This is a genomic window from Rhodobacteraceae bacterium M382, from assembly GCA_025141015.1.
In the GTDB taxonomy this organism is placed as follows: domain Bacteria; phylum Pseudomonadota; class Alphaproteobacteria; order Rhodobacterales; family Rhodobacteraceae; genus Aliisedimentitalea; species Aliisedimentitalea scapharcae.
Genome location: CP081098.1, coordinates 4,486,311 through 4,510,676, shown reverse-complemented (window position 1 = coordinate 4,510,676; position 24,366 = coordinate 4,486,311). Strand labels below are relative to the sequence as shown.

Here is a 24,366-nt window from a genome sequence, read left to right as displayed (position 1 = left end):
AGGTCCATCGATGTCTCGTATTGGTAAAAAGCCGGTCGAACTGCCCAGCGGCGTAACCGCCTCTGTGTCGGGTCAGACCATCGAAGTCAAAGGTCCGAAAGGCACCCGCAGCTTCAACGCCACCGATGATGTGTCGCTCGCTGTCGAAGACAACGTCGTCACAATCACGCCGCGCGGTTCGTCCAAGCGCGCGCGTCAACAGTGGGGCATGTCCCGCACCATGGTTGCCAATCTCGTTGCTGGTGTCACCACCGGCTTCAAGAAAGAGCTGGAGATCCAGGGTGTTGGTTACCGGGCACAGGTTCAGGGCAATACCCTGAAGCTGAACCTCGGCCTGTCGCATGATGTTGACTATGTTGCACCTGAAGGTGTGACCGTCACTGCGCCCAAGCAGACCGAAATTGTTGTCGAAGGTATCGACGAACAAAAGGTCGGCCAGGTCGCCGCTGAAATCCGCGCATGGCGTAAGCCCGAGCCCTACAAAGGCAAAGGCATCCGCTACAAGGGCGAATTTATCTTCCGCAAGGAAGGCAAGAAGAAGTAAGGACCAGCAAAATGGCAAACAGCAAAAGAACTCTGTTTCTGAAGCGCCGTCTGCGCGTCCGGAACAAACTTCGCAAGGTCAACGCAGGGCGTCCGCGCCTGTCTGTACACCGCTCGAACAAGAACATCTCTGTTCAATTGATCGACGACGTGCAGGGTGTGACCCTGGCCTCGGCCTCGACCCTGGAAAAAGATCTGGGTGTTGTGGGCAAGAACAACGTCGAAGCAGCCACCAAAGTGGGTGCGGCTATCGCCGAGCGTGCCAAGAAGGCAGGCGTCGAAGAAGCCTATTTCGATCGTGGCGGCTTCCTGTTCCACGGCAAGGTGAAGGCTTTGGCCGACGCTGCGCGTGAAGGCGGCCTGAAGATCTGATGGAGCGGTGCGTGCAAGCACGCACCCTACAACAGCGATAAAACCGTAGGGTGCGTGCTTGTCACGCACCTTGCGATGTTAAAGCGAAGGCAGGTTCGCCTGCCTCGATGATCCGGGGGCTGATGTCCCACTGGGATTGGACAAAGGGCGCTTGTCGCCAAGAAAAAGGAATGCCTAATGGCAGAACGTGATAACCGCCGGGGTAACCGTCGCGACCGCGATGAAACACCGGAATTCGCAGATCGTTTGGTTGCGATCAACCGCGTATCGAAAACCGTTAAAGGTGGTAAGCGCTTTGGCTTTGCCGCTCTGGTTGTCGTAGGCGACCAAAAAGGCCGTGTGGGTTTCGGCAAGGGTAAAGCGAAAGAAGTACCCGAGGCGATCCGCAAGGCAACAGAACAGGCCAAGCGTCAGATGATCCGCGTACAGCTGCGCGAAGGTCGTACGCTGCACCACGACATCGAAGGTCGTCACGGTGCCGGTAAAGTGGTCATGCGGACCGCTCCGGAAGGTACTGGGATCATCGCCGGTGGTCCAATGCGTGCCGTGTTCGAAATGCTGGGCGTCAAGGACGTTGTGTCCAAGTCGATCGGCTCGCAGAACCCTTACAACATGATCCGCGCAACCATCAACGGCCTGACCAAAGAGCAGAGCCCGCGTTCGGTTGCACAGCGTCGTGGTAAGAAAGTTGCCGACATCCTGCCCAAGCGGGACGAAGCACCTGCTGCTGAAACCGCAGAAGCGTAAGGAGACGACATCATGGCTAAAACTATCGTCGTCAAGCAGGTCGGTTCGCCGATCCGTCGCCCCGCAGACCAGCGCGCCACTTTGGTGGGCCTGGGCCTGAACAAGATGAACCGGACTCGTGAGTTGGAAGATACTCCTGCGATCCGCGGCATGGTGCGCAAAGTTTCGCACATGGTCGAGATCATCGAAGAGCGCGACTAAGCACTTTCTTGGGGTTAGCCCCGACAAAATTCTAAACGCCCTCGGTTTTCCGGGGGCGTTTTTGTTTGGAAGATTGCTGGCGGGACCGGGGACGACTCGTGATAACCGTTTGCTGCTTTTTTCAACCCCAGCTGACATCGCCGAGAAAAATGTATCCTGCGCCATAGATGGTTTTGATCAGGCGTGGATTTTTGGGATCTTCGCGCAATTTGGTCCGCAAACGTGAGATGCGGACATCCATTGCCCGATCAAAACTGTCACCCGCGGCCCCACCCAACATTTCCTGCATCTGAGCGCGGCTGATCAGTCGTTTTGGGCTGTCCAGAAACAACCGCAGAACCTCGCCTTCGGCATGGGAAAACGGGGTTTCCGTGCCGGTGTCGTCTTCGAGAACATACCGGTCGAAATGCGCGGTCCAGCCATTGAAGCTTGCGGTGTCACCAGATTGGGTCACGGTTCTGGATCCGCCACGCAACCGCGCCCGAACACGGGCGACAACTTCGGCCGGGTCAAACGGCTTGGTGATATAATCATCTGCGCCCAATTCCAAACCCGTCACACGGTCCTGGACTTGCGCCCGGCCTGACACGATGATCACGGCCGCGCCCTGTTCCAGCGCCAGCCGGTGAACCAACGCGAGACCATCGGTGTCGGGCAGCGAAAGATCGACGAGGCAAACATCAGGCGTCACCCGTTTCAACGAGGCTTCGAATTCGCGGGCGCGCGAGAAGCTCTGTGTGCGAAATCCGGCTTCTTCTAGCGCGTCGGATAGAATCTGGCGAATGCCAGGTTCGTCATCCAGAATTGTAACCAGCGGTGCGGTCATGCGGCGGCCTCCGGTTTGATCAGCGCCGAAAGCTGATGGGTTGTAAACGGTTTGCCAAGGACTGGGCCCTTGGTCAATGCGATGCGATGTAGCGGGTCGGTTGCGGGAAGCGAAGTCATCAGAATCACCGGGAGCCGAGACGCGGCCATACGGTCTGCCAAATCAATCCCCGTTGCTTCGCCTTCCAATTTGATATCCGACAGAATCAGCGTGATGCTTTCCAGATCAGCGGCCAGGGCACAGGCTTCATCCACAGAAGTTGCTTCGATCACAGAAAACCCCAAATCGATCAACATGTCGCGGAAGGTAGCGCGCAGCTCATCACTGTCCTCGACCAACAATGCCAATCCACCGCGGGCGTCCGGAGCTTCGCGATAGGGGAGACGCAGCGTGATGCTGGCCCCTGACGGGGTATTGCCGATTCGCATATCACCACCGGCCAGTTTCGCCATGTCATAGACCATGGGAAGCCCCAACCCCGATCCTTCACCACCCTTGGTGGTGAAGAACGGGTTCAGGGCTTTGTCCAATGCTTCGGCAGAAAACCCGGGGCCGGTATCGGTAACCGATATCTCCAACCAAGTTGTGGCGACTGTGTGCGCGCTGACCGTGATTTGCCCATTGGTCCCGCAGGCATCCCGCGCGTTGAGCAGAAGATTGAGCAGAGAATCCTGTAGCATTCCAGGGTCAAGCAGCAACAATTTGTCCGGCGTGTTGTCGAGCACGCTCAGGCCTACGTCGCGGGGCAATGACGGCGAAGCCAGGACTTTCAATTCTTCGAGCAGGGAGTGCATGTTGCAGGCTTGGGGGCGCAGAGTTCTATTTCCGGTCATATCTGCGATGCGGTTCAGCAACCGCCCGCCGCGCCGTGCTGCGGACAGGGTGGCCTGAACAAGATCGTCGGCTTCGGAGTCCAGCGCCATTTTCTCCAACTTGCCCTGCATCCCCATGATGATAGTCAGCAAATTCGAGAAGTCGTGCGCCAGGCCGCTCGTCATCTGGGCGGCCATGGCCCGGCGTCTGGATTGTTGCAGGGCTACCCTGGCTTGGGTTTCTTCGGTGATATCCATCGACAATACATAGACCCCGCCCATCTGATCCGGGGTCAATGCGACTCGAATACGGCGCTGGTTGTGATCTTCGGTGAATTCGAAAACCGAATTTGCGCCCTTGTACGCTGCCAGCAAATTCGGTTCGATCTTGGCATAGGCAAAGGGGCCCAATGCCTCGCTTATGTGAAGCCCAACAATATCCGAAGGTCGGCCGGGAAACACGGCGCTGAGGCGTCTGTTGGTGTAGGTGTAATGGCCGTCCTCATCAACATGTGCGATATGGGCGGGCATCATTTCGGTGGTCAGACGGGTGCGGCTTTCAATCTCGGTCAGCTGGCGTTTTGTTTCTTCCAGCTGGGTAATTGTTGCGGCGAGCTTTCGGTTGGTGGCGCTCAATTCTTCGGCGTGGGTCAGTAACTGATCAGACAGTTCTTCGGATCGGGTGCGCAGCAGCTCCTCGATCTGCTTGGCACGACTGATATCTGTATAGACAGCCACCCAGCCGCCCTGGGGCAAGGGGGCTCCTTCGATGGAAATGACCTGACCGTTGTTGCGCTTGCGCTCCAGGTAATGTGGCTCAAAAGCCTGGGCCTGCTCGACGCGGATCTGCACCAGTTCTTCGATGTCATCAACATCGCCGTATTCGCCCTTTTCTGCCATATGGCGAATCGTGTCTTCGAATTTGGCACCAGGGAGGGTGAGGGCCTCCGGGAGGTCGAACATTTCCTGAAACCGATGGTTGCAAACTGCCAGACGCAGGTTGCTGTCATAAATGGACAGCGCCTGGGCAATCAAATTCAACCCGGCTTTGGTCAATGCTCTGGTCTGTTTTTCGGAATAATCCATAGCGCCTCCCGCCACATGGCTAACATTGCTGGTGCGCGACGCAAAGAGTCATTGAGTCACGGGCGGTGCAACCTGTCGCTTTGCGGATAGGGAGCGCAATCCAGGGTAGAGCAGGATTCCCAGCACTGTGATGACGCGAATCCGGGGCAGTGGTTTACCCGCGATCCGACGCACGATGGAGAAAATCCTGCCATCCCACCGCGACCCGAAACACCTTTGGGCTTTGAAATCGGCCGCAATACGAACTTTGGCCGTTGTGGTGGCAGATCTTTTGTCCTTGGTGCGGCTTGTTTTGCGTGTGGCGGCGTGCCGCAGCAGGACGTAAATCCCCTTGTTTTCTTGACATGTATCGGGAAGCGCGAGGGTCAGTGCGAAGCTGTTACAATTCGTAACAATTGGGAAAACATCAGGAAAAAGTTGACGGCGCATCATGTCAGCGTCCCTAATCGGGGCAGAATCGCCTGGAAGCGATCATTCCGGCCACGGAGGGCCGGATTGGGAGGAGAATGAAATTGGCTCAGACGCAGTCGGGCGCCGAAGGGTTGCAATCCCTTCCGGCGCTGCTTCAACGCAACGCGACAAAATTCGGCAATTCCCCCGCCTATCGGGAGAAGGAATTCGGCATTTGGCAATGCTGGAGTTGGGCTGAAGCGGAAAAGGAAATTGAGGCTCTTGCTCTTGGTTTCATCAACCTTGGCGTGAACGAAGGCGATTTTATCGCCATCATTGGCCGCAACCGGCCCTATCTGTATTGGGCGATCGTTGCCGCGCAATCGGTGGGTGCCGTGCCGGTGCCCCTGTATCAGGACGCCAATGCCGAAGAGATGGCCTATGTGCTGGGCCATTGTGGTGCCCGGTTCGTTGTGGTGGCGGATCAGGAACAGGCTGACAAAGTGATCGAAGTGCAGGATCAACTGCATCAATTCGAACATATGATCTATCTGGATCCGCGCGGTATGCGCAAATATGACCACCATCAGTTGCACGAATACAGCCATGTGCAAAATCAGGGGCGTGCTGCCTATGACGAATGGATCAGTGATCTGCAGGACCGCCGGGCCAAGCTGACCTATGACAGCACCTGCGTGATGCTGTACACATCCGGTACCACGGGCAAGCCCAAGGGCGTTGTTCTGTCCAATCGTAACATCATCGAAAGTGCCAAGAACGCGTCCGAGTTCGACAAGCTGGGTGTGGATGACGAAATTCTGGCGTATCTGCCGATGGCTTGGGTCGGGGATTTCATCTTTTCGATCGGTCAGGCGTATTGGACCGGTTTCTGTGTGAATTGTCCCGAGAGCGCCGACACGATGATGACCGACCTGCGGGAAATCGGACCAACGTATTATTTTGCGCCGCCGCGGGTGTTCGAAACACAGCTGACCAACGTCATGATCCGGATGGAAGACGCCGGGGCCTTCAAACGCAAGATGTTCAAGCATTATATGGCGCACGCCAAAAAAGTTGGGCCGGATATTCTGGACGGCAAGCCTGTCGGCTTTGCGGATCGTTTGAAATATGCGCTCGGCAATGTGCTGGTCTATGGGCCGCTCAAGGACACCTTGGGTTTTGGCAAGGTGCGTGTCGGCTATACCGCTGGTGAAGCAATCGGACCGGAGATCTTTGAGTTTTATCGGTCTCTGGGGATCAACCTGAAGCAGCTCTATGGCCAGACCGAAGCCACCGTGTTCATCACCGTACAGCCAGATGGCGAAGTACGGGCCGACACTGTCGGTGTTCCGGCACCAGACGTGGAAATCAAGATCGCCGACAATGGCGAGATTTTCTATCGCTCGCCCGGAACGTTTGTTGAGTACTACAAAAACCCGGAATCCACGGCATCGACCAAGGACCCCGAAGGTTGGGTTGCCACAGGCGATGCTGGTTTCTTCGAAGAAGGCTCAGGTCATCTTCGGATTATCGACCGTGCCAAGGATGTTGGCAAAATGGCCGATGGCCGGATGTTTGCGCCCAAGTATGTCGAGAACAAGCTGAAGTTCTATCCCGATATTCTGGAGGCCGTGCTGTTTGGCAATGGCAAGGACCGGTGCACCGCCTTTATCAACATTGATCTGACAGCAGTCGGCAACTGGGCGGAACGCAACAATATCGCTTATGCGTCGTATCAGGAACTGGCGGGACATCCGCGGGTTTTGGAAACCATTCAGGAACATGTGGAGGCGGTGAATAAATCGGTTGCCGAGGACCCGATGTTGTCGGGCTGTCAGGTGCATCGGTTTGTTGTTCTGCACAAGGAACTGGATGCTGATGACGGTGAAATGACCCGCACCCGCAAAGTGCGCCGCATCATCGTCGCGGACAAGTTCAAGGATATCATTGATGCCATGTATGGCGGTGCTGCCGAGATCTCGACCACGACCGAAGTGACCTATGAAGACGGTCGCAAAGGATCGATCAGCGCGACTCTGGATATTCGGGATGCAGCGATCATGCCAATCACTGGAAAAATGGCGGCAGAGTAAAGAACGGTCGGACGACGCTCGCCTTTACAAGGCGTCGCCCCGCCCACCGTCCCGAGAGGCACGATGGGGCACACCGATCTAACAAGGGAGAATTCGATGCTGGATGCATCTGAAGGATATGTCACCGAAGACGGCCGCCAGATCGGCAGCGTGGTGATGGAAATGAAGAACATCACGCTGCGTTTTGGTGGTGTGGTTGCCATCAAGGATATCAGCTTTGACATCCGCGAAGGCGAAATTCGCGCGATCATTGGCCCGAATGGTGCCGGCAAGTCGTCGATGCTGAATGTGATATCCGGGTTCTATGTGCCTCAGGAAGGTGAGGTTCTGTTCCGTGGCAAAAAGCGCCCGCAAATGCGCCCTTATGAAGTTGCGCGTCAAGGGATCGCCCGGACTTTTCAGAACATCGCCTTGTTTGAAGGGATGAGCGTTCTGGACAACGTGATGACAGGCCGGTTGAACTATATGAAAACCGGGATGTTTGCTCAGGCAATCTGGAAGGGAAAGGCCGAGGCCGAAGAGACCGCGAACCGGGAAGTGGTGGAGAAGGTCATCGACTTTTTGGAGATCCAGCACATCCGGAAAACCCCGGTGGCGCGTTTGCCGTATGGTCTGAAGAAACGCGTCGAGCTGGCCCGCGCATTGGCTGCGGAGCCCAAGCTGTTGCTGCTGGATGAACCGATGGCGGGCATGAACGTCGAGGAAAAAGAGGACATGAGTCGTTTTATCCTGGATGTGAATGACGAGTTCGGCACTACCATTGCATTGATCGAACACGACATGGGGGTCGTAATGGACCTGTCGGATCGGGTTGTCGTGATGGATTACGGCAAGAAGATCGGTGACGGGACCCCGGACGAAGTGCGCAACAATCAGGACGTGATCGACGCCTATCTGGGGGTGGCTCATGATTGATGCGCTGACACATAAATTCGAGAAATTTGCGCAAATGTCGGGACCGACGTTTGCAGGAGGAGAGCGGGATGCCTGAACAACTCGTATTTGCGATGGAGGTCACGCTCAACGGCCTCATGGCCGGGGTTCTTTATGCGCTCGTGGCGCTGGGGTTTGTGCTGATCTACAAGGCCTCCGGGATATTCAACTATGCCCAGGGGGTCATGGCGTTGTTCGCCGCAATGACGTTGGTGGGGATCATGAATGGACAGGTTCCGTTCTCCCACATGATCAACGCGGTTCTGGGAACTGAGGTGCACCATTTTGGCTGGCATGTGCCTGGATTCCTCGCGATCGTCCTGACGGTCGGCGTGATGGTGGTCTTTGCCTGGCTGGTGCAGCAACTGGTGATGCGTCATTTGGTTGGGCAGGAGCCGATCATCCTGTTCATGGCGACCATTGGTCTGGCCTACTTCCTGGAGGGAGTGTCGGATCTGATGTGGGGCTCAGAGATCAAGAAGCTGGACGTGGGTCTGCCGCAGGGGATCAATCTGTGGATCGACGAAGTTACGTTCAATATCCTGGGTTACGGGTTCTTTATCGACAATCTGGATATCGTTGCGACGATCATCGCGGCCTTGCTGGTGACCGGTCTGGTCGTGTTCGCACAGTTCACCAAACAGGGTCGTGCGATGCGGGCCGTGGCGGACGATCATCAGGCGGCTTTGTCTGTTGGCATCTCGTTGAACTTTATCTGGGTCCTGGTCTGGTCGGTTGCCGGGTTCGTGGCGCTGGTCGCAGGCATCATGTGGGGCACCAAGTCGGGTGTGCAGTTTTCGTTGTCGTTGATCGCACTGAAAGCGTTGCCGGTTCTGATGCTGGGTGGGTTCACGTCGATCCCCGGTGCCATCGTCGGTGGTCTGATCATTGGAGTTGGCGAAAAACTGTTCGAATTCGCCATTGGGCCGATGGTTGGTGGCGCGACAGAAAACTGGTTCGCCTATGTTTTGGCGCTGCTGTTCCTGGTGTTCCGCCCGCAAGGCCTGTTTGGTGAGAAGATCATTGAGAGGGTCTGATGAGGCAAGGGCGTCGGGGTCATTTCGGGCGACTGCGTGTCGCCGTGCGCCACGACACCCGCCCGCCCGGACCCTTCGCGAGAGAAAGCTAGACGAGGGAGTGCAGCGATGCCCAAGCTGATTGCCATCATCAATGTCGTCTCCTGGTCTGGGTTCTGGGCTTTTGGATATCTGGCGATTTCGGCCCAGGGGCTGACACAGACCCAACTGATCACCGCTGCTCTGCTGGCTGCCGGTGGTCTGGTTTCAGGAGTACTCGCATATCTGCGGCTGGTTCGGTTTACCGAGCAGGCCGGATACGCAAGGAAGTCAAATCAACTTGATGCCACGGCTCGTAACCGTGCGCACGCAACAGGGAGCATCTAAGTCATGTTCTATCGTGAAGCTGGAGATTTCAAAGTCTCCTACCCAGAGGACAGCCAGACGTTCCCGATCAAGTTCGACCGGTTTCGTTATTATGCAGTTATGGCGTTTGCCTTTCTGGTCGTGCCGTTCATCATCAATGATTATTGGGCCAATGCGATCCTGTTGCCGTTCCTGATCTATGCGATCGCGGCCATCGGGCTGAACATTCTGGTTGGCTATTGCGGTCAGGTCAGCTTGGGGACGGGCGGTTTCATGGCGGTAGGCGCTTATGCCTGCTACAAATTGATGACCGGATTTCCCGAGGTCTCGATGTTGGTACATGTGCTGATTTCGGGGGGCATCACAGCCATTGTCTGTGTGGCCTTTGGTCTGCCCAGTCTGCGGATCAAGGGGTTTTATCTGGCGGTGGCAACATTGGCCGCACAATTTTTTCTGGTCTGGTTGTTCAACCGGGTGCCGTGGTTCTACAACTACTCGGCGTCGGGTCAGATCAGTGCACCGGAACGCGAAGTGTTCGGCATCATCATCACGGGTCCCAATGCATCGGCAACAGCGACCTATGTCTTTTGCCTGGTGTTCCTGACCTTTTGTGCCCTGATCGCCCGGAACCTGACACGCGGGACAATCGGCCGATCCTGGATGGCGATCCGGGACATGGATATCGCGGCTGAAATCATTGGGGTAAACCCACTGAAAGCCAAGCTGACGGCCTTTGCCGTATCGGGCTTTTTCATTGGCATTTCCGGGGCGTTGTTCTTTGCCATCTATCTGGGCGCGGTCGAAGTTGGCGAAGCGTTTGGCATCACCAAGTCGTTCCTGGTGCTGTTCATGGTCATCATTGGTGGCCTGGGGTCGATCTTTGGTTCGTTTGCCGGCGCGGCATTCCTGGTTTTGCTGCCGGTGGTTTTGAAGGTTGTCGGCGTGGACGTGATGGGATGGCCCACGGATATCGTTGCGCATTTTCAACTGGTGATCGTGGGCGCGTTGATCGTGTTTTTTCTGATCGTGGAACCGCATGGATTGGCCCAGCTGTGGCGCGTCGCCAAAGAAAAACTGAGACTCTGGCCCTTCCCGCACTGACTGGGGCAGGCCTGAAATAGGTGGGGCTTTCTGATTGGGCTCCGCCAAATACACTATCGGATAATACCAAGGGAGGAATGATACCGATGAAAAAGACACTGACAACTCTGGCGCTGAGCGTCGTTATGGCCGCTGGCCCCGCGCTGGCGGATCTGGTTATCCCGTCGCTGAGCTATCGGACGGGCCCCTATGCGGCTGGCGGTATCCCGTTTGCTGATGGGTACGAAGACTACTTCAAGCTTTTGAATGAGCGCGATGGTGGTATCGGAGGCGTTCCAGTTAAACTCATTGAGTGTGAGACCGGGTACAACACCGAAAAAGGCGTGGAGTGCTATGAATCCACCAAGGGTGAAGGCGCGTTGATTTATCAACCGCTGTCGACCGGTATCACTTATCAGATCATCCCCAAAGCCACCGTTGACGACATTCCGATTCACACCATGGGTTATGGCCGGACGTCAGCCGCCAATGGCGATGTGTTTAGCCATGTCTTCAACTACCCCGCCAACTATTGGGATGGTGCATCGGGTGTTGTAAACTATCTTCTGGAAATCAACGGTGGCGACATCAAGGGCAAAAAAATCGCTCTGGTGTATCACAATTCGTCATTCGGCAAAGAACCGATCCGGACCCTGGAAGAACTGTCCAAGAAGCATGGCTTTGAACTGGTGACTCTGGCCGTTGACCACCCTGGCCAAGAGCAGAAGTCCCAGTGGTTGCAGATCCGTCGCGAACGCCCAGACTACGTCACGATGTGGGGTTGGGGTGTGATGAACCAGGTGGCCGTACAGGAAGCCGCGAACATTCGCTTCCCGATGGAAAACTTTATCGGTGTCTGGTGGTCTGGCGCAGAACATGACGTGCTGCCCGCCGGTGAAGCAGCCGATGGTTATAAGGCAGTCACTTTCCACGCTGTGGGCAGCGACTTCCCGGTTTTTGATGACATCCGTACGCATGTTGTCGACAAAGGGAATGCATCGGGCGCCGGCGACAATGTTGGCCGTGTTCTGTACAACCGTGGTCTTTATGCTGCGATGTTGGCAGCCGAAGCCATCAAGGATGCACAAGCCGCCAATGGCACAGGTGACGTGACCGCTGGTATGGTTCGCGATGCAATGGAAAGCCTGAATATCACCGAGGAGCGTATGGCTGGTCTGGGAATGCCGAACTTTGGTCCCAGCTTCCAGGTATCGTGCAAAAACCACGGTGGATCAGGCCTGGTTGGTGTTGCTGAGTGGGATGCCGGTAGCCAGACTTGGTCGCAGGTGTCTGACTTTGCGGCGACTGACGCCGAGGTCATCGGTGCGCTGATCACCGAAGATTCGGAAGCCTATGCAGCTGAAAACAAAATTGCACCCAACTGCAAATAAGTGCGGCTTTCTCCGGGTCTGACCCGGAGAATTTGACGAAATCGGCGCGGCGGGTCTGTTCGCCGCGCCACCCCAACCAGGTTCCGGCCAAGATCCGGAACAGGCATGAGGACAAGCTCTGATGCTGGATGCAGCGAACAACAATGACGTGCAGACCGAAACTCTGCTTGAAGTCAACAATATCGAAGTGATCTACAACCATGTGATCCTCGTGCTCAAAGGCGTCAGCCTAAATGTTCCCAAAGGTGGCATTACCGCGCTGCTTGGGGGCAATGGTGCTGGCAAGACCACCACGCTCAAGGCAATCTCGAACCTGCTGCACTCTGAACGTGGCGAGGTGACCAAGGGATCGGTGAAATACCGCGGCGTGGATGTGCATGAATCGGACCCTGCCGAATTGGTGAAGCAAGGCGTGATTCAAGTGATGGAAGGCCGTCACTGTTTTGAACATTTGACTGTCGAAGAAAATCTGCTGACCGGGGCGTATACCCGTTCAGATGGTGGTGCCAACATCCAGAGAGATCTGGAAATGGTGTACTCTTATTTCCCGCGTCTCAAGGAACGCCGCCGGTCGCAGGCGGGGTATACCTCGGGCGGGGAACAGCAAATGGTGGCCATGGGTCGGGCGTTGATGAGCCGCCCAGAAACCATTCTGCTGGACGAACCTTCTATGGGATTGGCTCCGCAATTGGTCGAACAGATCTTTGAGATCGTGAAATCCATCAACGAAAAGGAAGGCGTGACCTTTCTCTTGGCTGAACAGAATACCAATGTGGCGCTGCGCTATGCGCACTATGGATACATTCTGGAATCCGGTCGGGTTGTGATGGATGGCCCTGCCGCTGAATTGCGTGAGAACCCGGACGTCAAGGAATTTTATCTTGGTATGTCCGATGATGGCCGCAAAAGCTTTCGCGATGTCCGGTCGTATCGTCGCCGCAAGCGGTGGCTGAGCTAAGGAGGGTATTGAGTATGACCTTTTTCGATACACTCGAAACCCGTTCCCCGGACGAGCGCGCCGCGGATCTGGCGCGCGCACTGCCCGAGCAGATTGCACGTGCCAAAACGACGTCCGGGTATGATGGGGTTCTGGATAATGTTGACCCCCTAACCATTACGTCGGTCACTGCTTTGGCCGACCTCCCGGTGTTGCGCAAATCCGAACTCAGCCGGGCGCAGGCCGCGAACCCTCCGTTTGGTGGGTTCACTGTCAAGCCTGCGACCGGGTTCGCACATGTCTTTCAATCTCCCGGTCCGATTTACGAACCCGGTGGTGCCGATCAGGATTGGTGGCGAATGGGTCGATTCCTGCATGCCGCAGGCATTGGTCAGGGGGACGTGGTTCAGAACTGTTTTGGGTATCACCTGACACCAGCTGGCATGATCTTTGAAAATGGCGCGCGCGCTGTTGGTGCAGCGGTGTTGCCTGCGGGCACTGGTCAAACCGAACTACAGGTCACAGCGGCCCATGATGTCGGCGCGACCGCCTATGCCGGGACACCCGATTATCTAAAGGTGATTCTGGACAAGGCTGATTCCATGGGGGTCAAACTGAAGTTCACCAAGGCGGCCGTGGGTGGAGGTGCCTTGTTCCCATCTCTGCGCCAGGAGTATGCGGATCGGGGTATCACCTGTTTGCAATCCTATGCCACCGCTGATCTGGGCAACATTGCTTATGAAAGTGCGGCGATGGAGGGCATGATTGTCGATGAGAATGTCATCGTTGAAATCGTGACACCCGGAACCGGAACACCTGTGTCAGCGGGTGAAGTAGGTGAGGTTGTCGTTACGACGCTGAACCCTGACTATCCGCTGATCCGGTTTGCAACCGGTGACTTGAGTGCCGTTTTGCCAGGGCAATCCCCCTGTGGTCGGACCAATCTGCGGATCAAAGGTTGGATGGGACGTGCCGACCAGACGACCAAGATCAAAGGCATGTTTGTGCGCCCGGAACAGGTGGCAGCATTGGTTGAGAAACACGATGAAATTCTCAAGGCGCGCGTGGTGGCATCACGGGATGGGGAAATGGACACCATGACGGTCAGGATCGAAGCCAGCAGTGGCAATGATGCGTCCTATGCCAAATCGGTGATCGAAGTTCTCAAGCTCAAGGGGGCAATCGAGGTGGTCGCGCCTGGCACCCTGCCCAAAGACGGGCTGGTGATTGAAGATCAGCGCAGCTACGACTGATTTTCCTGTACCTGGCTCATCAACCCCGGATGCTCCTCCCGCGTCCGGGGTTTCTTCAGTCGATGCGCTCCCGTCCCTTTTCCCTGCATCACAAGATGCTGCAAAAAGCGTTGGGCCTTGCCCTGCATCGGGCCTGATGGCCCGATGCAGGGCGCGCGGATCACTCGTGACGAGCGTAATCACCTGTGGATGAGTGTTTTAGTCTGGAATTTCCGACAGAAATCATCGAATAAGGCAGGGCTAAGCCGCATCAAAGAAACATTCGTGAGCAGGCCCGATCAGCCGTGACAGAGTTACAGCACTATGCCCCCGGGGGCAGCCGACGTGGCAAGAAGGGTGGGACAGGGCTGTTTGCCGGTTTGTCCTGGGCCGTTGCGATATCCTGTCTGTTGCCCATGATCGCAGTAGCTCTGGCAGCACTGACCGGCGGAACAGGGACGATTACACATCTTCTGGAGACAGTCCTGCCAGGCTATGCCGCAACGACATTGACCCTGGTGGTTCTGGTTGCAATCGGGACGTTCTGTTTGGGCGTTGGTTCCGCTTGGCTGGTGACCATGACCAGGTTCCCCGGTGTGCGGCTGTTTGAAATTGCCCTGATCCTGCCGCTTGCTTTCCCGGCGTATGTTTTGGCCTATGCCTATACGTTTATTCTCGACCACCCTGGGGTCGTGCAAAGCACATTGCGGGACGTGACAGGATGGGGGCCAAGAGATTATTGGTTCCCCGAAATTCGGTCTTTGCCCGGTGCCGCGCTGATGTTGGTGCTGGTTTTGTATCCATATGTTTACCTGTTGGCACGGGCGGCCTTTCTACAGCAAAGCTCGGGTGCATTCCTGGCTGCGCGGGCGTTGGGAAAAACCTCGTGGCAAGCGTTTTGGCGTGTGAGCCTGCCTATGGCCCGCCCGGCGATTGCCAGTGGCGTGTTGCTTGCCATTATGGAGACCATTGCCGACTTTGGGACCGTGGCCTATTTTGGTGTGCAGACCTTTGCCACGGGGATCTATACGAGCTGGTTTTCCATGGCGGACAGGGCGGGGGCGGCACAATTGGCATTGTGTTTGCTGAGCTTTGCACTGACCCTTGCGGTCATTGAACGGATTTCCAGAGGCAAGGCACGATACCACCAAGCGGGCAAGCACCATGCCAAGATGCCCCCGGCCCAACTGAAAGGGGCACGCGCGGTTTTTGCCTGGGTTTTATGTTCGGTTCCGGTGGTTTTGGGGTTTTTGCTCCCAGTTGTTATCCTGATCAACATGGGGCTCGAATCTGAACAAGATCTGTTCAGCCGTCGCTACATCGGTTTCCTGAGAAACTCCGTGACGCTTGCCGGGGCTGCGGCGATGATCACGGTTTGCGCTGCAGTTTGTATCGGATTTTATCTCAGATTGCGCCCTGGCCGGTTGGCTTCGGCCGCCGCCTATTCGGCGCGTTTGGGATATGCGGTTCCTGGTGGCGTGATCGCGGTGGGTCTGATGGTGCCGTTTGCCGCCTTTGACAACGCCCTGGACGCCTGGATGCGAGCGACATTCGACATCCGAACGGGCCTGTTGATTACAGGGTCCATTTGGTTGTTGGTTGCGGCCTATATGGTTCGATTTCTAGCGGCGGCTCTGGGAGCTTATGAGGGCGGGCTAAGCACGGTGCAGGCCAATATTGACGCCGCTGCGCGATCACTGGGGCAAACGCCTTTGGGAATGTTGCGACGCGTCCATCTGCCGATTTTGACGCCCAGCTTGCTTACAGCGTTGTTGATTGTCTTTGTCGATGTGATGAAAGAATTGCCTGCTACTCTGATCATGCGTCCCTTCAACTATGACACTCTGGCAGTGCAGGCTTATCGATTGGCCTCTGATGAACGTCTCGAAGGTGCTGCGGTGCCGTCTCTGGTGATTATGCTCGTCGGGTTGCTGCCGGTGATTTTGATCTGCCGCCAAGTCGGGCGAAAGGGGTGAAGAGCCAAAAGTTTTTCTAAAACTTTTGGCCAGACTTTTTGATAAAAGTCTGGGTCACGCAGACCACCAAGCTTCGATTTCTTCGGATGAGATCCGACCAGTCGGTCCCAGTGCCACCAGAACCGTTTTATCAGTATGCACGCGTCGGGCATCGACGTTGCGGCCTACGATGTGCAGCTCGTAACCGCCACCGGTTGTCTGCACAAATCCTTTCAAACGGTACAACCCTTCGGGTCTGTCGGCCAGTTTGTCACCCAGAGCACGGCGATCCAGGACAAGGTCGCTGGTGTGCTGCCAGGTTGTATATCCGGGGTGGTGAACGACCTTGTGTCCTTTTGGCAGGGGAATGACGTCGAGCAACAGATCTGACAAAGCACCGTGAACTGGCAAAACCGGGTGACGTGCCCCCAGGCCGGTTAGGGTTTCGCTCAGCCGAGCATCAATTTCATCAGATTTGGAAATGAGAACCAAGTCCGCCGCTTTGATCTGTTGCGTGACCTGGGGGGCGATCAGCGGATCTTCAAGGAGGGTGAAGATATTGTCGGCGTCGACAAGAGTGACAATGCCGGCATAGCCCAGATCAGGATCGTCGCTCGCGGTGTTGGCAATTGCGGCAGGGTCTGCAATGCCGCTTGCCTCGATAAGGAGATGATCCGGGCGCGGCGACCGATTGAGCGCCTCTTTCAACGCCAGGGTCAAGTCATTTCCCATGGTGCAGCACACGCATCCGTTGGTCAGGGCGATCTGGTCTCCATCGGCCCGCGCGATCAGGTCAGCGTCTATGTTGATTGCACCAAAGTCATTCACCACCACTGTCAGGTTCATGCCGTGATCCTCGGACAGAAGCTGGTTGATGAGCGTGGTTTTTCCTGCACCCAAGTATCCGCTGATCACAGTGACAGGCATTCGCATCATGAGTTGGGCATCCTATTTTGGCCGAGTTGACCTCTCGCTACCCGGTTAGGGCAGGAGGATGCAAGGTGCTAGACGATTTGGACATGGTTCAACAAAAAAGGCGCGGTCTGAGCCGCGCCTTTTGAAGATCAAACCATGCGAGTGGATTACTTCCAACCCACTTCGTTGAAGATCTTCTGGGCTTCGGGGATGTTTTTGGCGACAGCGGACAGATTGATGTCATCGGCCTTGAACTCACCCAATGCTGCAACATTTTCGGCCAGAGCAACGCCGGAAACGGCCGGGTATTCGTCATTGCCGTTCGAGAAATAGACCTGTGCCTGATCTCCGGCCAGATATTCCAGGAATTTGACGGCGTTCTCCCTGTTCGGGGCATGAGCCGTGACACCTGCACCGGACAGGTTCATATGGGCCCCTTCCGCGTCTTGTGCGGGGAATACGATGCCGATTTGGTCGATTTCGTCAGACAGGCCTTTTACGGATTTGCGCAGAGCGCGGGCGAAGTAATAGGAGTTCGAAACCGAGATCTCACATTCACCCGAAATAATGCCACGCAGCTGGTCCGTGTCCCCGCCCTGTGGCGCGCGCGCCATGTTGTCGACGACGCCTGCAGCCCAGGTTTTGGCCGCTTCAGCGCCATGATTGGTGATGATCGCAGCCAGAAGCGTCTGGTTATAGGTATTGGTCGAGGACCGGATGCAAACCAAACCCTTGTAGTCTGGTTTGGCCAGATCCAGGTAGCTGGCGGGTGGGTTTTTCACGTCTGTCTTGTCGAAGAAAATGATGCGTGCGCGTTGCGAATACCCAAACCACTGATTGTCTTCGTCCTGCAAGTTGGCAGGAATGCGCTCTTCCAGCAGAGGGTTTTCGATGGCTTGCAGGATACCGGCGTTCTTGGCCCGGGCCAGGCGCGATGTGTCCACGGTCAAAAGAACATCCGCCGGAGAGTTGGCTCCTTCCGCCTGCATTCGCGCGATCAGTTCGTCGGCTTTGCCTTCGATCCTGTTGATGGTGATACCGGTTGCCTGCTCGAAATCCGAATACAGGCGTTCATCGGTGTCGTAATGGCGCGAAGAGTACAAGTTCAATTCACCTTCGGCAGTGGCCGAGGTTGCAACGGATGCTACCAGTACAGCAGCAAGACAAGAGGAAGATTTTAGCATGACATGTCCCTAGTCAATCATTCTCGTGGGCTTAACCCGACTGAATTAGTCAATTATCGAATTTTCACCGAAATGCAATAGATTTCTGATTATTTTACTCAGGAAGTGTCAGGGCGGTTTTTGCCCGAAATCCGACGGGAATGGCGACCGCAACATCTCTGGGAAAGCCATGGCCCTCACAGCCTAACACCTGTCCTCAGATTCCTTCCCAGCAAACGGTCCTCAAAACAGAACCTATGCAGAAGCTGAGAGATACGCAAAATGTACATTTTCCTCGGATATCAACGACCAGATCACGGGTTTGCTGGGGCTGGGTATTCCGAAGGGCGTTGAAGCCAATTGGCACCGACCTATCCTTCGGCGTTATCCATTCCCCAGGCTGTGAGCAGCCTGGGCAGGGCTATGCTCCAATCCATCACCCCGGATTTATCGGCCCAATCCATATATTGACGGACCATCATCTGCGCGCGAACAGCTTCGCCTTTTATGATATTGTTCAACTCGGTTCGGTCGTGCTCGATGTTGTACAGTTCCCAATCCTGATCGTGCAGACGCACCAATTTGAACTGTCCCAGCCGGATCGCGGCGTTGCCTTCGTGTTCGAAGAATATGGGTTGGCTGCGCTCCCATTCCTTGTCACGTAACAGATCGATCAGACTCTCGCCCTGTAAGGGTTGGATTTCATGACCTCCCAATTCCTTTAGATAGGTTGCGCCCGTCGCGTCGAGAATGGTGGGCAGGATATCCACGACATGACAGGCGGCATGGGCCGTGCTTCGTGGTTGGAACCCATTTGGCCAGTGGGCCACCAACGGAGTCGAAATCCCCCCCTCATGAACGTAATGTTTGAACAGACGAAACGGAGCGTTCGAGACATTGGCCCAGGGTTTGTCATAGCTCTGAAAGGTCTGAGCATCGCCCGGACGCAGGCCTGGGACATTGCCCATAGTGATCTTGCGACCGTCGTGGGTGGTGTCGGGATAGAACTGTGCCCAGCCATCCTCGGCCATGAATTCGGCGCAGCCGCCATTGTCGCTGAGAAACAGGATCAGGGTGTCTTCGAACTGACCTAGTCGCTTCAATGTGGCGACAAGGGTGCCGATGGATTGGTCCATCCGGTCGATCATTGCCGCATAGGTGGCCATCTTGCTGGCTTCCCAATCTGGGTTTTCCTCGTGATCCCAAGGGTGCACATCGGTGTCGCGCGGGGAGATGTCCCAGGTCGTTTGAAACACGCCCGTCGCGTTCATCGTTTCGTGACGGGCCGTGCGAATAGAGTCCCAGCCTTTGTAATAGGTCCCCTCATAACGGGCAATGTCTTCGGGGTGGGCGTGGAGCGGCCAGTGCGGTGCGGTGTGTGCGAGATACAGAAAGAACGGTTGCTCGTCGGTCACCGCGTCTTCGATCATGCCGATGGCCTTCTCGGTGATGGCGTCGGTGAAATAGAAATTATCTGGCAGGACTTCGACCCTGCTGTCGTCTTCCATCATGTAGTGAGGGGAAAAGAAATGTGTCGCCCCATCCATGATGCCAAAGAAGCGGTCGAACCCGCGTTGGCGCGGCGTCGGATGTTCCAGATCACCCGGTCGCCAGCTGTCATAGTCGCGGGACTCGAAGTCGCCAGCCACATGCCATTTTCCGGACATAAGGGTGCGATATCCGTCGGCGCGCAGATGTTCCGCGATGGTCGCAGAGTCATTTCGCAGAAAGCCCTGATAGGCAGGGGTTCCCAAATTGGCGCCCATGTGCCCAACCCCAGCGTTGTGGGGATATAGCCCAGTCAAAAGCGATGCCCGGGTAGGGCAGCACCGGGCGCAGTTGTACATTGCGCTCAACATGGCACCGTCCCTGGCCAGAGCATCAATATTCGGGGTTCGGATCTCTGATCCGGTACAGCCCAGATCCGCAAACCCCATATCATCGGCAAGGATCAGGATGACGTTTGGTTTACGGTTGTTTGCGGTGGTCATGGTTTCCTCTCCCCCAGTTCGACCACGTTGCACGATTTGTGGGCGAGAGGCAAAAAATCGTCTTTCCTGCCACCTCGATTTGGAGGGTAGGGAATCCCGGACCCTTGGACTGGTGGTCTGGCGTGATAAAACACCTATTAGATATCCCTGATCGTGAGATCGAATGTGACAGACAGCGAGCAAAGCCGCCCGTTGGATGGCGCGCTGCGAGCGCGTCTCCATTTGGCGGAAACATCCCGGTTCCAACTGGCGGCCGTGCGTCTGTCGTTGCACGTTATGGATGCCGTCAGCCGGACCTTTGTCGGCAAGCCCTTCTTTTCCTTGCGGGAAAGCGAAGATCTGTTGGGCGAAGTGGACGGTTTGACAGGGCCAGGGTTGGTTCACCACATCCTGAATTGCAGGGGCGGCACACGGATTACGCCTCTCGGGCTGGAGCATGTTCCAACATCAGGTCCGACGATCATCGCATCGACGCACCCAACGGGCATGTTCGATTTTGTCGCTCATGCCGGGGCGCTGTTTCACCGGCGTCCTGATCTCAAAGTGGTCGCGAACGCGGAAACTGAGATGTTTCTAGGAGCGGATTACATTGTCCCGGTCAGTATCGACAAACAGAACAACGCAACTTCGACTCGCAAAACCCACGCGGCCATGTTGCACCATCTGGATGCGGGCGGGGCGTTGTTGATCTTTGGATCCGGCCGGGTCCCGAACGCAAAAAGCGGACGCCTGATCGAACCGGATTGGCGCAGTGGGACGTCGCGCATATCCGAACATTGCCAGGCCCCGATTGTTCCGGCGGCTGTTGATGCCAGGAATTCGCGATATTATTACCGGTTGCGGTCAATGGCCCAGTTTCTCAGCGGCGGGGATGACAACTTTGGCGCGATGGTTGGATCCTTGCGCTATTCGTCTGAGATGTTGGAGAAATTGGGAGGAGAGTTCGAGGTCCACTATGGCGCGCCCTTGTCTCCGGGAACGCCCTCCGAAGATATCAAGAACAGCGCGGAATGCCTGGTTCCCGGCCTTTACGCGGGCCATTGAACAGGAACAGCCCCAAGTCGGATCAAGAGCGTTGAAATCTGAAGAAGGCACAAAAAAACCGCACCCAAGGGCGCGGTTTTCAAAACCATATGCGGTTGATCTCAGCCCTGGCGAGCTTTGAACCGCGGCTGTGTTTTGTTGATCACATACACGCGGCCTTTACGACGCACGATCCGGCAATCACGATGCCGGTTCTTCAGCGAGCGGAGCGAGTTCTTGACTTTCATAGCCGATCTCCTGTTCATGCGGCGCGGGCCAGCGCCTGGGTTTGCGGGTGTTCCGGATGGCCGGAACAGTGAATTCATGGTGGGCGATACAAGGTTCGAACTTGTGACCCCTTCGATGTCAACGAAGTGCTCTACCACTGAGCTAATCGCCCATGAATACCTGCGTTTCATCCTGCCCCTTAATGTAAAGGGGCGCGGAAGTCCGCGCCGGTGAGGGGTCTATAAAAGGTTGTTACGCTGTGTTCAAGGGCTTTTGGCACAAGATATTTCCGGTCTATGATGAAAAGACAAGGAGACACGATGACGAACGCCGTATTTGACCTGATTGAGCCCCAGCAGATCCTATCGGCTGTTGTGTTCGCATCGCCACACAGTGGTGCAGTCTATCCTGAGGCCCTTAAAAACAAGACGGTTTTGACGAGGCAGGCGTTGCGATCCTCGGAAGATGCGTTTGTGGATCAACTGTTCGCCGCAGCCCCTGGGTTTGGTGCGCCGCTGATCTGTGCGCAGGTTCCACGTGCTTTTGTCGACCTGAATCGGTCGCCGGACGAACTGGACCCGGCTCTGATCGCCGGGATTCGCAAGCAGGGGCACAACCCCCGAGTCGCTTCGGGTCTCGGGGTGATTCCCCGAGTCGTTTCCAATGGTCGCTCGATCTATCGGGGCAAGATCCCTCTTGCCGAGGCCGAATCCCGTCTGCGTGATTGTTGGCATCCGTATCATCAGGCATTGCAGTTCCTTCTGGCCCGGGCACACGACCAGTTCGGACAGGCGATCCTGGTGGATTGCCATTCGATGCCGCACGAAGCGATTGAGAATCTGTCCGTCAAGGGGCGACGACCAGAGATCGTATTGGGGGATCGGTTTGGGGCCTCTGCCTCCTCCGAAGTCGTGGACAAGATCGAAGCCGCATTTGTAGCAACGGGTTTGAACGTGGTGCGCAACTCGCCGTTCGCGGGGGCCTATATCACGCAGGCGTATGGACGCCCTTCCCGGGAACAGCATGCGATTCAGATCGAAATTGATCGCTCAATTTATATGGATGAGCGCCAGATCCGGCCTAATGCAAATTTCGACATGCTGCGTGGGGTTTTAAACGATGTGATTCGTGATATCGCAGCCATTGGTCAGTCTCAGTTGCCATGCGCCGCTGAATAACGGGTCATCGCAATGCGCGCCCCTTGAGAATCGCATCGGCTCCAAATCGCGCCCGGATCGCATCTGTGGCCCGTTCTGCTCTTGCGCGCCGTTGCGCGTCCGGATCCAACAGGTCTCCGGAAAGATCGGCCTGCTCTTCGGGCACCAGATCTGACAACCCGCAGCCCAAGAGCCGATACGGTCCTTGATTGCCGACCTGATCCATCAATCCCCGTGCGACGCGGTACACAATGTCAGCCATTTGGGTGGCGTCACGCAGTGATTGCCGGCGGGTCAGGAGAGCATGATTGGCACGCTTAAGTTTCAGGGTCACGACACGGCCCGCCAGAGATTTGGCCTTGGCGCGATCCGCGACTTTTTCTGCCATGCGCCACAAGTGCCCGTCCAGTGTCAGTAAATCGGCTGTGTCCTCGAAAAAGGTGGTTTCATTGGAGATGGATTTCATTGGAGTGTGGGCAGAAACCCTGCGTCGATCTTCGCCCCGCGCCAGATGCCACAGACGATCGCCCATACTGCCAAAGCGGGCACCCAGATCGCGGCGGTCCCAGCGCAGCAGGTCGGAAAAGGTGCGAATTCCGGCCTTGTCCAGAGATTCCTGTGCAGCAGGGCCGATGCCCCAAATCAAACGAATGGGTTTGTCCTGTAAGAACGCCGATGTTTCGGCCTCTCCGATCACCGAAAACCCACGGGGTTTGTCCAGATCTGATGCGACTTTGGCCAGGAACTTGTTGTGGCTCAACCCGATAGATCCGGTTACGCCCAATTCGTCTTTCATGCGTTTGACCAAACGCCCCAGCATCACGGCCGGCGGTGCACCATGCAGTCGCTGTGTTCCGGAAAGATCCATGAAAGCTTCGTCCAAAGACAATGGCTCGATAACCGGGGTCAGCTCTTCCATCAGGGCGCGAATTTGCTTGCTGACCTGCGCGTAGACTTCCATCCGGGGTTTGATCACCACGGCATCGGGGCACAGCTTCATCGCCTGAAACATGGGCATGGCGGATTTGACGCCACGAATGCGGGCAACGTAGCAGGCTGTGGAGACAACTCCCCGTTTGCCACCGCCGATGATGACCGGCTTGTGGGCGAGTTCGGGATTGTCACGTTTTTCAACGCTTGCGTAAAAGGCGTCACAATCCATATGCGCGACCGTCAGGGAAAACAGCTCGTCATGCACCTTGACCCGCGGGCTGGTGCATTGACTGCACCGGCGGGCAGGGGGCTGAATGGTCAGGCAGTCGCGACAAAAGGCGGGCATGGCGGTTGGTATTCCCGGTTCGACAGACTATTTGTTACACAGTCTACACGTTACAATGCGCAGGGTTTAGTGCGTTTTATGGGTGCAGACAGACCCGGGCCATTCTGACGACATTTTGGAGCGAAGATGGAATTTACTGGTGCCAAACTGGCCCTGTTTCTGGGGAAGGAATTGTTGGTCATTCGTCGGGATGATCACGCGGATATCCCTTATCCCAATCATTGGGATTTGCCCGGTGGCGGACGAGAGATGGGCGAAAGCCCTGAGCAATGCGCCTTGCGTGAAACGCAGGAAGAAGTTGGGTTGGAGCTGCGTGAGCAAGATCTGGTTTGGGCAACGTCCTATATCTCGCCCGAAGGCGACTTGACCTGGTTTTTTGTGTCGCATCAGCCCGCTCGGTTGGTGAACGACGTGCGTTTTGGATCAGAAGGTCAGGGATGGGCGTTAATGGCTCCGGGGCAATATTGTGCGCACCCATTGGCAGTGCCCCATTTTGCTGACCGGCTGCGCAGCTACCTGGAAACTCTCTGACGGAGGACCAAGCGCGATGATCATTGGGCTCTTTTGCGGCCGATCAAAGGATCAAATGAAGTTTCAATAAATACCCCCCGCTGCTGAGGCGGGGGGAGG

Annotated in this window: 24 protein-coding genes and 1 tRNA gene; 16 read left to right on the top strand and 9 right to left on the bottom strand. The window is 56.2% G+C overall.

Annotation, left to right across the window (positions count from 1 at the left end):
* Positions 1-10: 10 nt before the first annotated feature.
* The 4 genes from rplF (at position 11) to rpmD (ending at position 1,863) form a co-directional block, all read left to right on the top strand.
* Positions 11-544: a 50S ribosomal protein L6 gene (rplF, locus tag K3727_20920; GenBank protein UWQ91166.1), complete on the top strand. Its 534-nt coding sequence runs from the start codon at positions 11-13 to the stop codon at positions 542-544.
* A gap of 11 nt (positions 545-555) precedes the next feature.
* Positions 556-915 carry a 50S ribosomal protein L18 gene (gene rplR / locus K3727_20915; GenBank protein UWQ91165.1) on the top strand — a complete coding sequence of 120 codons (360 nt, stop codon included), beginning with the start codon at positions 556-558 and terminating at the stop codon, positions 913-915.
* Positions 916-1,092: 177 nt separating this feature from the next.
* Positions 1,093-1,662: a 30S ribosomal protein S5 gene (gene rpsE, locus K3727_20910; GenBank protein ID UWQ91164.1), complete on the top strand. Its 570-nt coding sequence runs from the start codon at positions 1,093-1,095 to the stop codon at positions 1,660-1,662.
* A gap of 12 nt (positions 1,663-1,674) precedes the next feature.
* A complete protein-coding gene (rpmD, locus tag K3727_20905) occupies positions 1,675-1,863 on the top strand; it encodes a 50S ribosomal protein L30 (protein UWQ91163.1) in 189 nt (62 codons plus the stop codon).
* 121 nt (positions 1,864-1,984) lie between these two features.
* On the opposite strand, the gene K3727_20900 is transcribed toward rpmD, so the two are convergent.
* From K3727_20900 to K3727_20890, 3 genes are read right to left on the bottom strand one after another with little or no spacing between them, the layout of a single operon-like run.
* Positions 1,985-2,689 carry a response regulator transcription factor gene (locus K3727_20900; protein UWQ91162.1) on the bottom strand — a complete coding sequence of 235 codons (705 nt, stop codon included), beginning with the start codon at positions 2,687-2,689 and terminating at the stop codon, positions 1,985-1,987.
* Positions 2,686-4,587 (bottom strand): PAS-domain containing protein, encoded by a 1,902-nt coding sequence (locus tag K3727_20895; protein UWQ91161.1) that lies wholly within the window; start codon positions 4,585-4,587, stop codon positions 2,686-2,688. The genes K3727_20900 and K3727_20895 overlap by 4 nt, the downstream gene beginning before the upstream one ends.
* Before the next feature lie 48 nt (positions 4,588-4,635).
* On the bottom strand, positions 4,636-5,019 hold the full coding sequence (locus K3727_20890) for a hypothetical protein (protein UWQ91160.1): 384 nt from the start codon (positions 5,017-5,019) through the stop codon (positions 4,636-4,638).
* Positions 5,020-5,093: 74 nt separating this feature from the next.
* On the opposite strand from K3727_20890, the gene K3727_20885 reads away from it, so the two are divergent.
* The 9 genes from K3727_20885 to K3727_20845 all read left to right on the top strand — a co-directional run bounded on the left by K3727_20885 (position 5,094) and on the right by K3727_20845 (position 16,001).
* Positions 5,094-7,070, top strand: a complete 1,977-nt coding sequence (locus K3727_20885; protein UWQ91159.1) for an AMP-binding protein — start codon at positions 5,094-5,096, stop codon at positions 7,068-7,070.
* A gap of 96 nt (positions 7,071-7,166) precedes the next feature.
* Positions 7,167-7,985, top strand: a complete 819-nt coding sequence (locus K3727_20880) for an ABC transporter ATP-binding protein (protein ID UWQ91158.1) — start codon at positions 7,167-7,169, stop codon at positions 7,983-7,985.
* A gap of 68 nt (positions 7,986-8,053) precedes the next feature.
* On the top strand, positions 8,054-9,040 hold the full coding sequence (locus K3727_20875) for a branched-chain amino acid ABC transporter permease (protein UWQ91157.1): 987 nt from the start codon (positions 8,054-8,056) through the stop codon (positions 9,038-9,040).
* 108 nt (positions 9,041-9,148) lie between these two features.
* The gene (locus tag K3727_20870) at positions 9,149-9,406 is read left to right on the top strand and encodes a hypothetical protein (protein UWQ91156.1); all 258 of its coding nucleotides are present in this window, start codon (positions 9,149-9,151) and stop codon (positions 9,404-9,406) included.
* Positions 9,407-9,409: 3 nt separating this feature from the next.
* A complete protein-coding gene (locus tag K3727_20865; GenBank protein ID UWQ91155.1) occupies positions 9,410-10,486 on the top strand; it encodes a branched-chain amino acid ABC transporter permease in 1,077 nt (358 codons plus the stop codon).
* Between the two features lie 86 nt (positions 10,487-10,572).
* On the top strand, positions 10,573-11,856 hold the full coding sequence (locus K3727_20860) for an ABC transporter substrate-binding protein (GenBank protein UWQ91154.1): 1,284 nt from the start codon (positions 10,573-10,575) through the stop codon (positions 11,854-11,856).
* Positions 11,857-11,977: 121 nt separating this feature from the next.
* A complete protein-coding gene (locus K3727_20855; protein ID UWQ91153.1) occupies positions 11,978-12,814 on the top strand; it encodes an ABC transporter ATP-binding protein in 837 nt (278 codons plus the stop codon).
* 14 nt (positions 12,815-12,828) lie between these two features.
* Positions 12,829-14,046 carry a phenylacetate--CoA ligase family protein gene (locus K3727_20850; GenBank protein ID UWQ91152.1) on the top strand — a complete coding sequence of 406 codons (1,218 nt, stop codon included), beginning with the start codon at positions 12,829-12,831 and terminating at the stop codon, positions 14,044-14,046.
* Positions 14,047-14,306: 260 nt separating this feature from the next.
* Complete coding sequence (locus K3727_20845; GenBank protein UWQ93478.1) at positions 14,307-16,001, top strand: iron ABC transporter permease; 1,695 nt, start codon at positions 14,307-14,309, stop codon at positions 15,999-16,001.
* 54 nt (positions 16,002-16,055) lie between these two features.
* On the opposite strand, the gene K3727_20840 is transcribed toward K3727_20845, so the two are convergent.
* From K3727_20840 to K3727_20830, 3 genes are all read right to left on the bottom strand, one after another.
* The gene (locus tag K3727_20840; protein UWQ91151.1) at positions 16,056-16,916 is read right to left on the bottom strand and encodes a GTP-binding protein; all 861 of its coding nucleotides are present in this window, start codon (positions 16,914-16,916) and stop codon (positions 16,056-16,058) included.
* 146 nt (positions 16,917-17,062) lie between these two features.
* Positions 17,063-18,079, bottom strand: coding sequence for an extracellular solute-binding protein (locus K3727_20835; protein UWQ91150.1), 1,017 nt, complete (start codon positions 18,077-18,079; stop codon positions 17,063-17,065).
* A 350-nt stretch (positions 18,080-18,429) separates the two neighbouring features.
* Positions 18,430-20,049, bottom strand: coding sequence for an arylsulfatase (locus tag K3727_20830; GenBank protein UWQ91149.1), 1,620 nt, complete (start codon positions 20,047-20,049; stop codon positions 18,430-18,432).
* Between the two features lie 165 nt (positions 20,050-20,214).
* On the opposite strand from K3727_20830, the gene K3727_20825 reads away from it, so the two are divergent.
* Positions 20,215-21,093 (top strand): 1-acyl-sn-glycerol-3-phosphate acyltransferase, encoded by an 879-nt coding sequence (locus K3727_20825; GenBank protein UWQ91148.1) that lies wholly within the window; start codon positions 20,215-20,217, stop codon positions 21,091-21,093.
* Between the two features lie 101 nt (positions 21,094-21,194).
* Here K3727_20825 and ykgO read toward each other — a convergent pair whose 3' ends face one another.
* Together ykgO and K3727_20815 are read right to left on the bottom strand one after the other, a co-directional pair.
* Positions 21,195-21,320: a type B 50S ribosomal protein L36 gene (gene ykgO, locus K3727_20820; GenBank protein ID UWQ91147.1), complete on the bottom strand. Its 126-nt coding sequence runs from the start codon at positions 21,318-21,320 to the stop codon at positions 21,195-21,197.
* Positions 21,321-21,397: 77 nt separating this feature from the next.
* A tRNA-Val gene (locus tag K3727_20815) sits at positions 21,398-21,472 on the bottom strand.
* Between the two features lie 148 nt (positions 21,473-21,620).
* Here K3727_20815 and K3727_20810 point away from each other — a divergent pair.
* A complete protein-coding gene (locus tag K3727_20810) occupies positions 21,621-22,478 on the top strand; it encodes an N-formylglutamate amidohydrolase (protein ID UWQ91146.1) in 858 nt (285 codons plus the stop codon).
* A 4-nt stretch (positions 22,479-22,482) separates the two neighbouring features.
* On the opposite strand, the gene K3727_20805 is transcribed toward K3727_20810, so the two are convergent.
* Entirely contained in the window at positions 22,483-23,736 is a 1,254-nt protein-coding gene (locus tag K3727_20805; protein ID UWQ91145.1) for a DNA polymerase IV, read from the bottom strand.
* A gap of 126 nt (positions 23,737-23,862) precedes the next feature.
* Here K3727_20805 and K3727_20800 point away from each other — a divergent pair, with 126 nt between their 5' ends.
* Positions 23,863-24,267, top strand: coding sequence for an NUDIX hydrolase (locus K3727_20800; GenBank protein UWQ91144.1), 405 nt, complete (start codon positions 23,863-23,865; stop codon positions 24,265-24,267).
* Positions 24,268-24,366 lie beyond the last annotated feature (99 nt).

Bases quoted from the DNA above. Each gene is read 5' to 3' on its own strand.
- K3727_20850 (UWQ91152.1), top strand. From the start codon at position 12,829: ATGACCTTTTTCGATACACTCGAAACCCGTTCCCCGGACGAGCGCGCC.
- ykgO (UWQ91147.1), bottom strand. From the start codon at position 21,320: ATGAAAGTCAAGAACTCGCTCCGCTCGCTGAAGAACCGGCATCGTGAT.
- K3727_20895 (UWQ91161.1), bottom strand. From the start codon at position 4,587: ATGGATTATTCCGAAAAACAGACCAGAGCATTGACCAAAGCCGGGTTG.
- K3727_20855 (UWQ91153.1), top strand. From the start codon at position 11,978: ATGCTGGATGCAGCGAACAACAATGACGTGCAGACCGAAACTCTGCTT.
- K3727_20870 (UWQ91156.1), top strand. From the start codon at position 9,149: ATGCCCAAGCTGATTGCCATCATCAATGTCGTCTCCTGGTCTGGGTTC.
- K3727_20805 (UWQ91145.1), bottom strand. From the start codon at position 23,736: ATGCCCGCCTTTTGTCGCGACTGCCTGACCATTCAGCCCCCTGCCCGC.
- K3727_20880 (UWQ91158.1), top strand. From the start codon at position 7,167: ATGCTGGATGCATCTGAAGGATATGTCACCGAAGACGGCCGCCAGATC.
- K3727_20830 (UWQ91149.1), bottom strand. From the start codon at position 20,049: ATGACCACCGCAAACAACCGTAAACCAAACGTCATCCTGATCCTTGCC.
- K3727_20875 (UWQ91157.1), top strand. From the start codon at position 8,054: ATGCCTGAACAACTCGTATTTGCGATGGAGGTCACGCTCAACGGCCTC.
- K3727_20840 (UWQ91151.1), bottom strand. From the start codon at position 16,916: ATGATGCGAATGCCTGTCACTGTGATCAGCGGATACTTGGGTGCAGGA.
- rpsE (UWQ91164.1), top strand. From the start codon at position 1,093: ATGGCAGAACGTGATAACCGCCGGGGTAACCGTCGCGACCGCGATGAA.
- K3727_20835 (UWQ91150.1), bottom strand. From the start codon at position 18,079: ATGCTAAAATCTTCCTCTTGTCTTGCTGCTGTACTGGTAGCATCCGTT.
- K3727_20810 (UWQ91146.1), top strand. From the start codon at position 21,621: ATGACGAACGCCGTATTTGACCTGATTGAGCCCCAGCAGATCCTATCG.
- K3727_20885 (UWQ91159.1), top strand. From the start codon at position 5,094: ATGAAATTGGCTCAGACGCAGTCGGGCGCCGAAGGGTTGCAATCCCTT.
- K3727_20860 (UWQ91154.1), top strand. From the start codon at position 10,573: ATGAAAAAGACACTGACAACTCTGGCGCTGAGCGTCGTTATGGCCGCT.
- rpmD (UWQ91163.1), top strand. From the start codon at position 1,675: ATGGCTAAAACTATCGTCGTCAAGCAGGTCGGTTCGCCGATCCGTCGC.
- rplR (UWQ91165.1), top strand. From the start codon at position 556: ATGGCAAACAGCAAAAGAACTCTGTTTCTGAAGCGCCGTCTGCGCGTC.
- K3727_20800 (UWQ91144.1), top strand. From the start codon at position 23,863: ATGGAATTTACTGGTGCCAAACTGGCCCTGTTTCTGGGGAAGGAATTG.
- rplF (UWQ91166.1), top strand. From the start codon at position 11: ATGTCTCGTATTGGTAAAAAGCCGGTCGAACTGCCCAGCGGCGTAACC.
- K3727_20865 (UWQ91155.1), top strand. From the start codon at position 9,410: ATGTTCTATCGTGAAGCTGGAGATTTCAAAGTCTCCTACCCAGAGGAC.
- K3727_20890 (UWQ91160.1), bottom strand. From the start codon at position 5,019: ATGATGCGCCGTCAACTTTTTCCTGATGTTTTCCCAATTGTTACGAAT.
- K3727_20900 (UWQ91162.1), bottom strand. From the start codon at position 2,689: ATGACCGCACCGCTGGTTACAATTCTGGATGACGAACCTGGCATTCGC.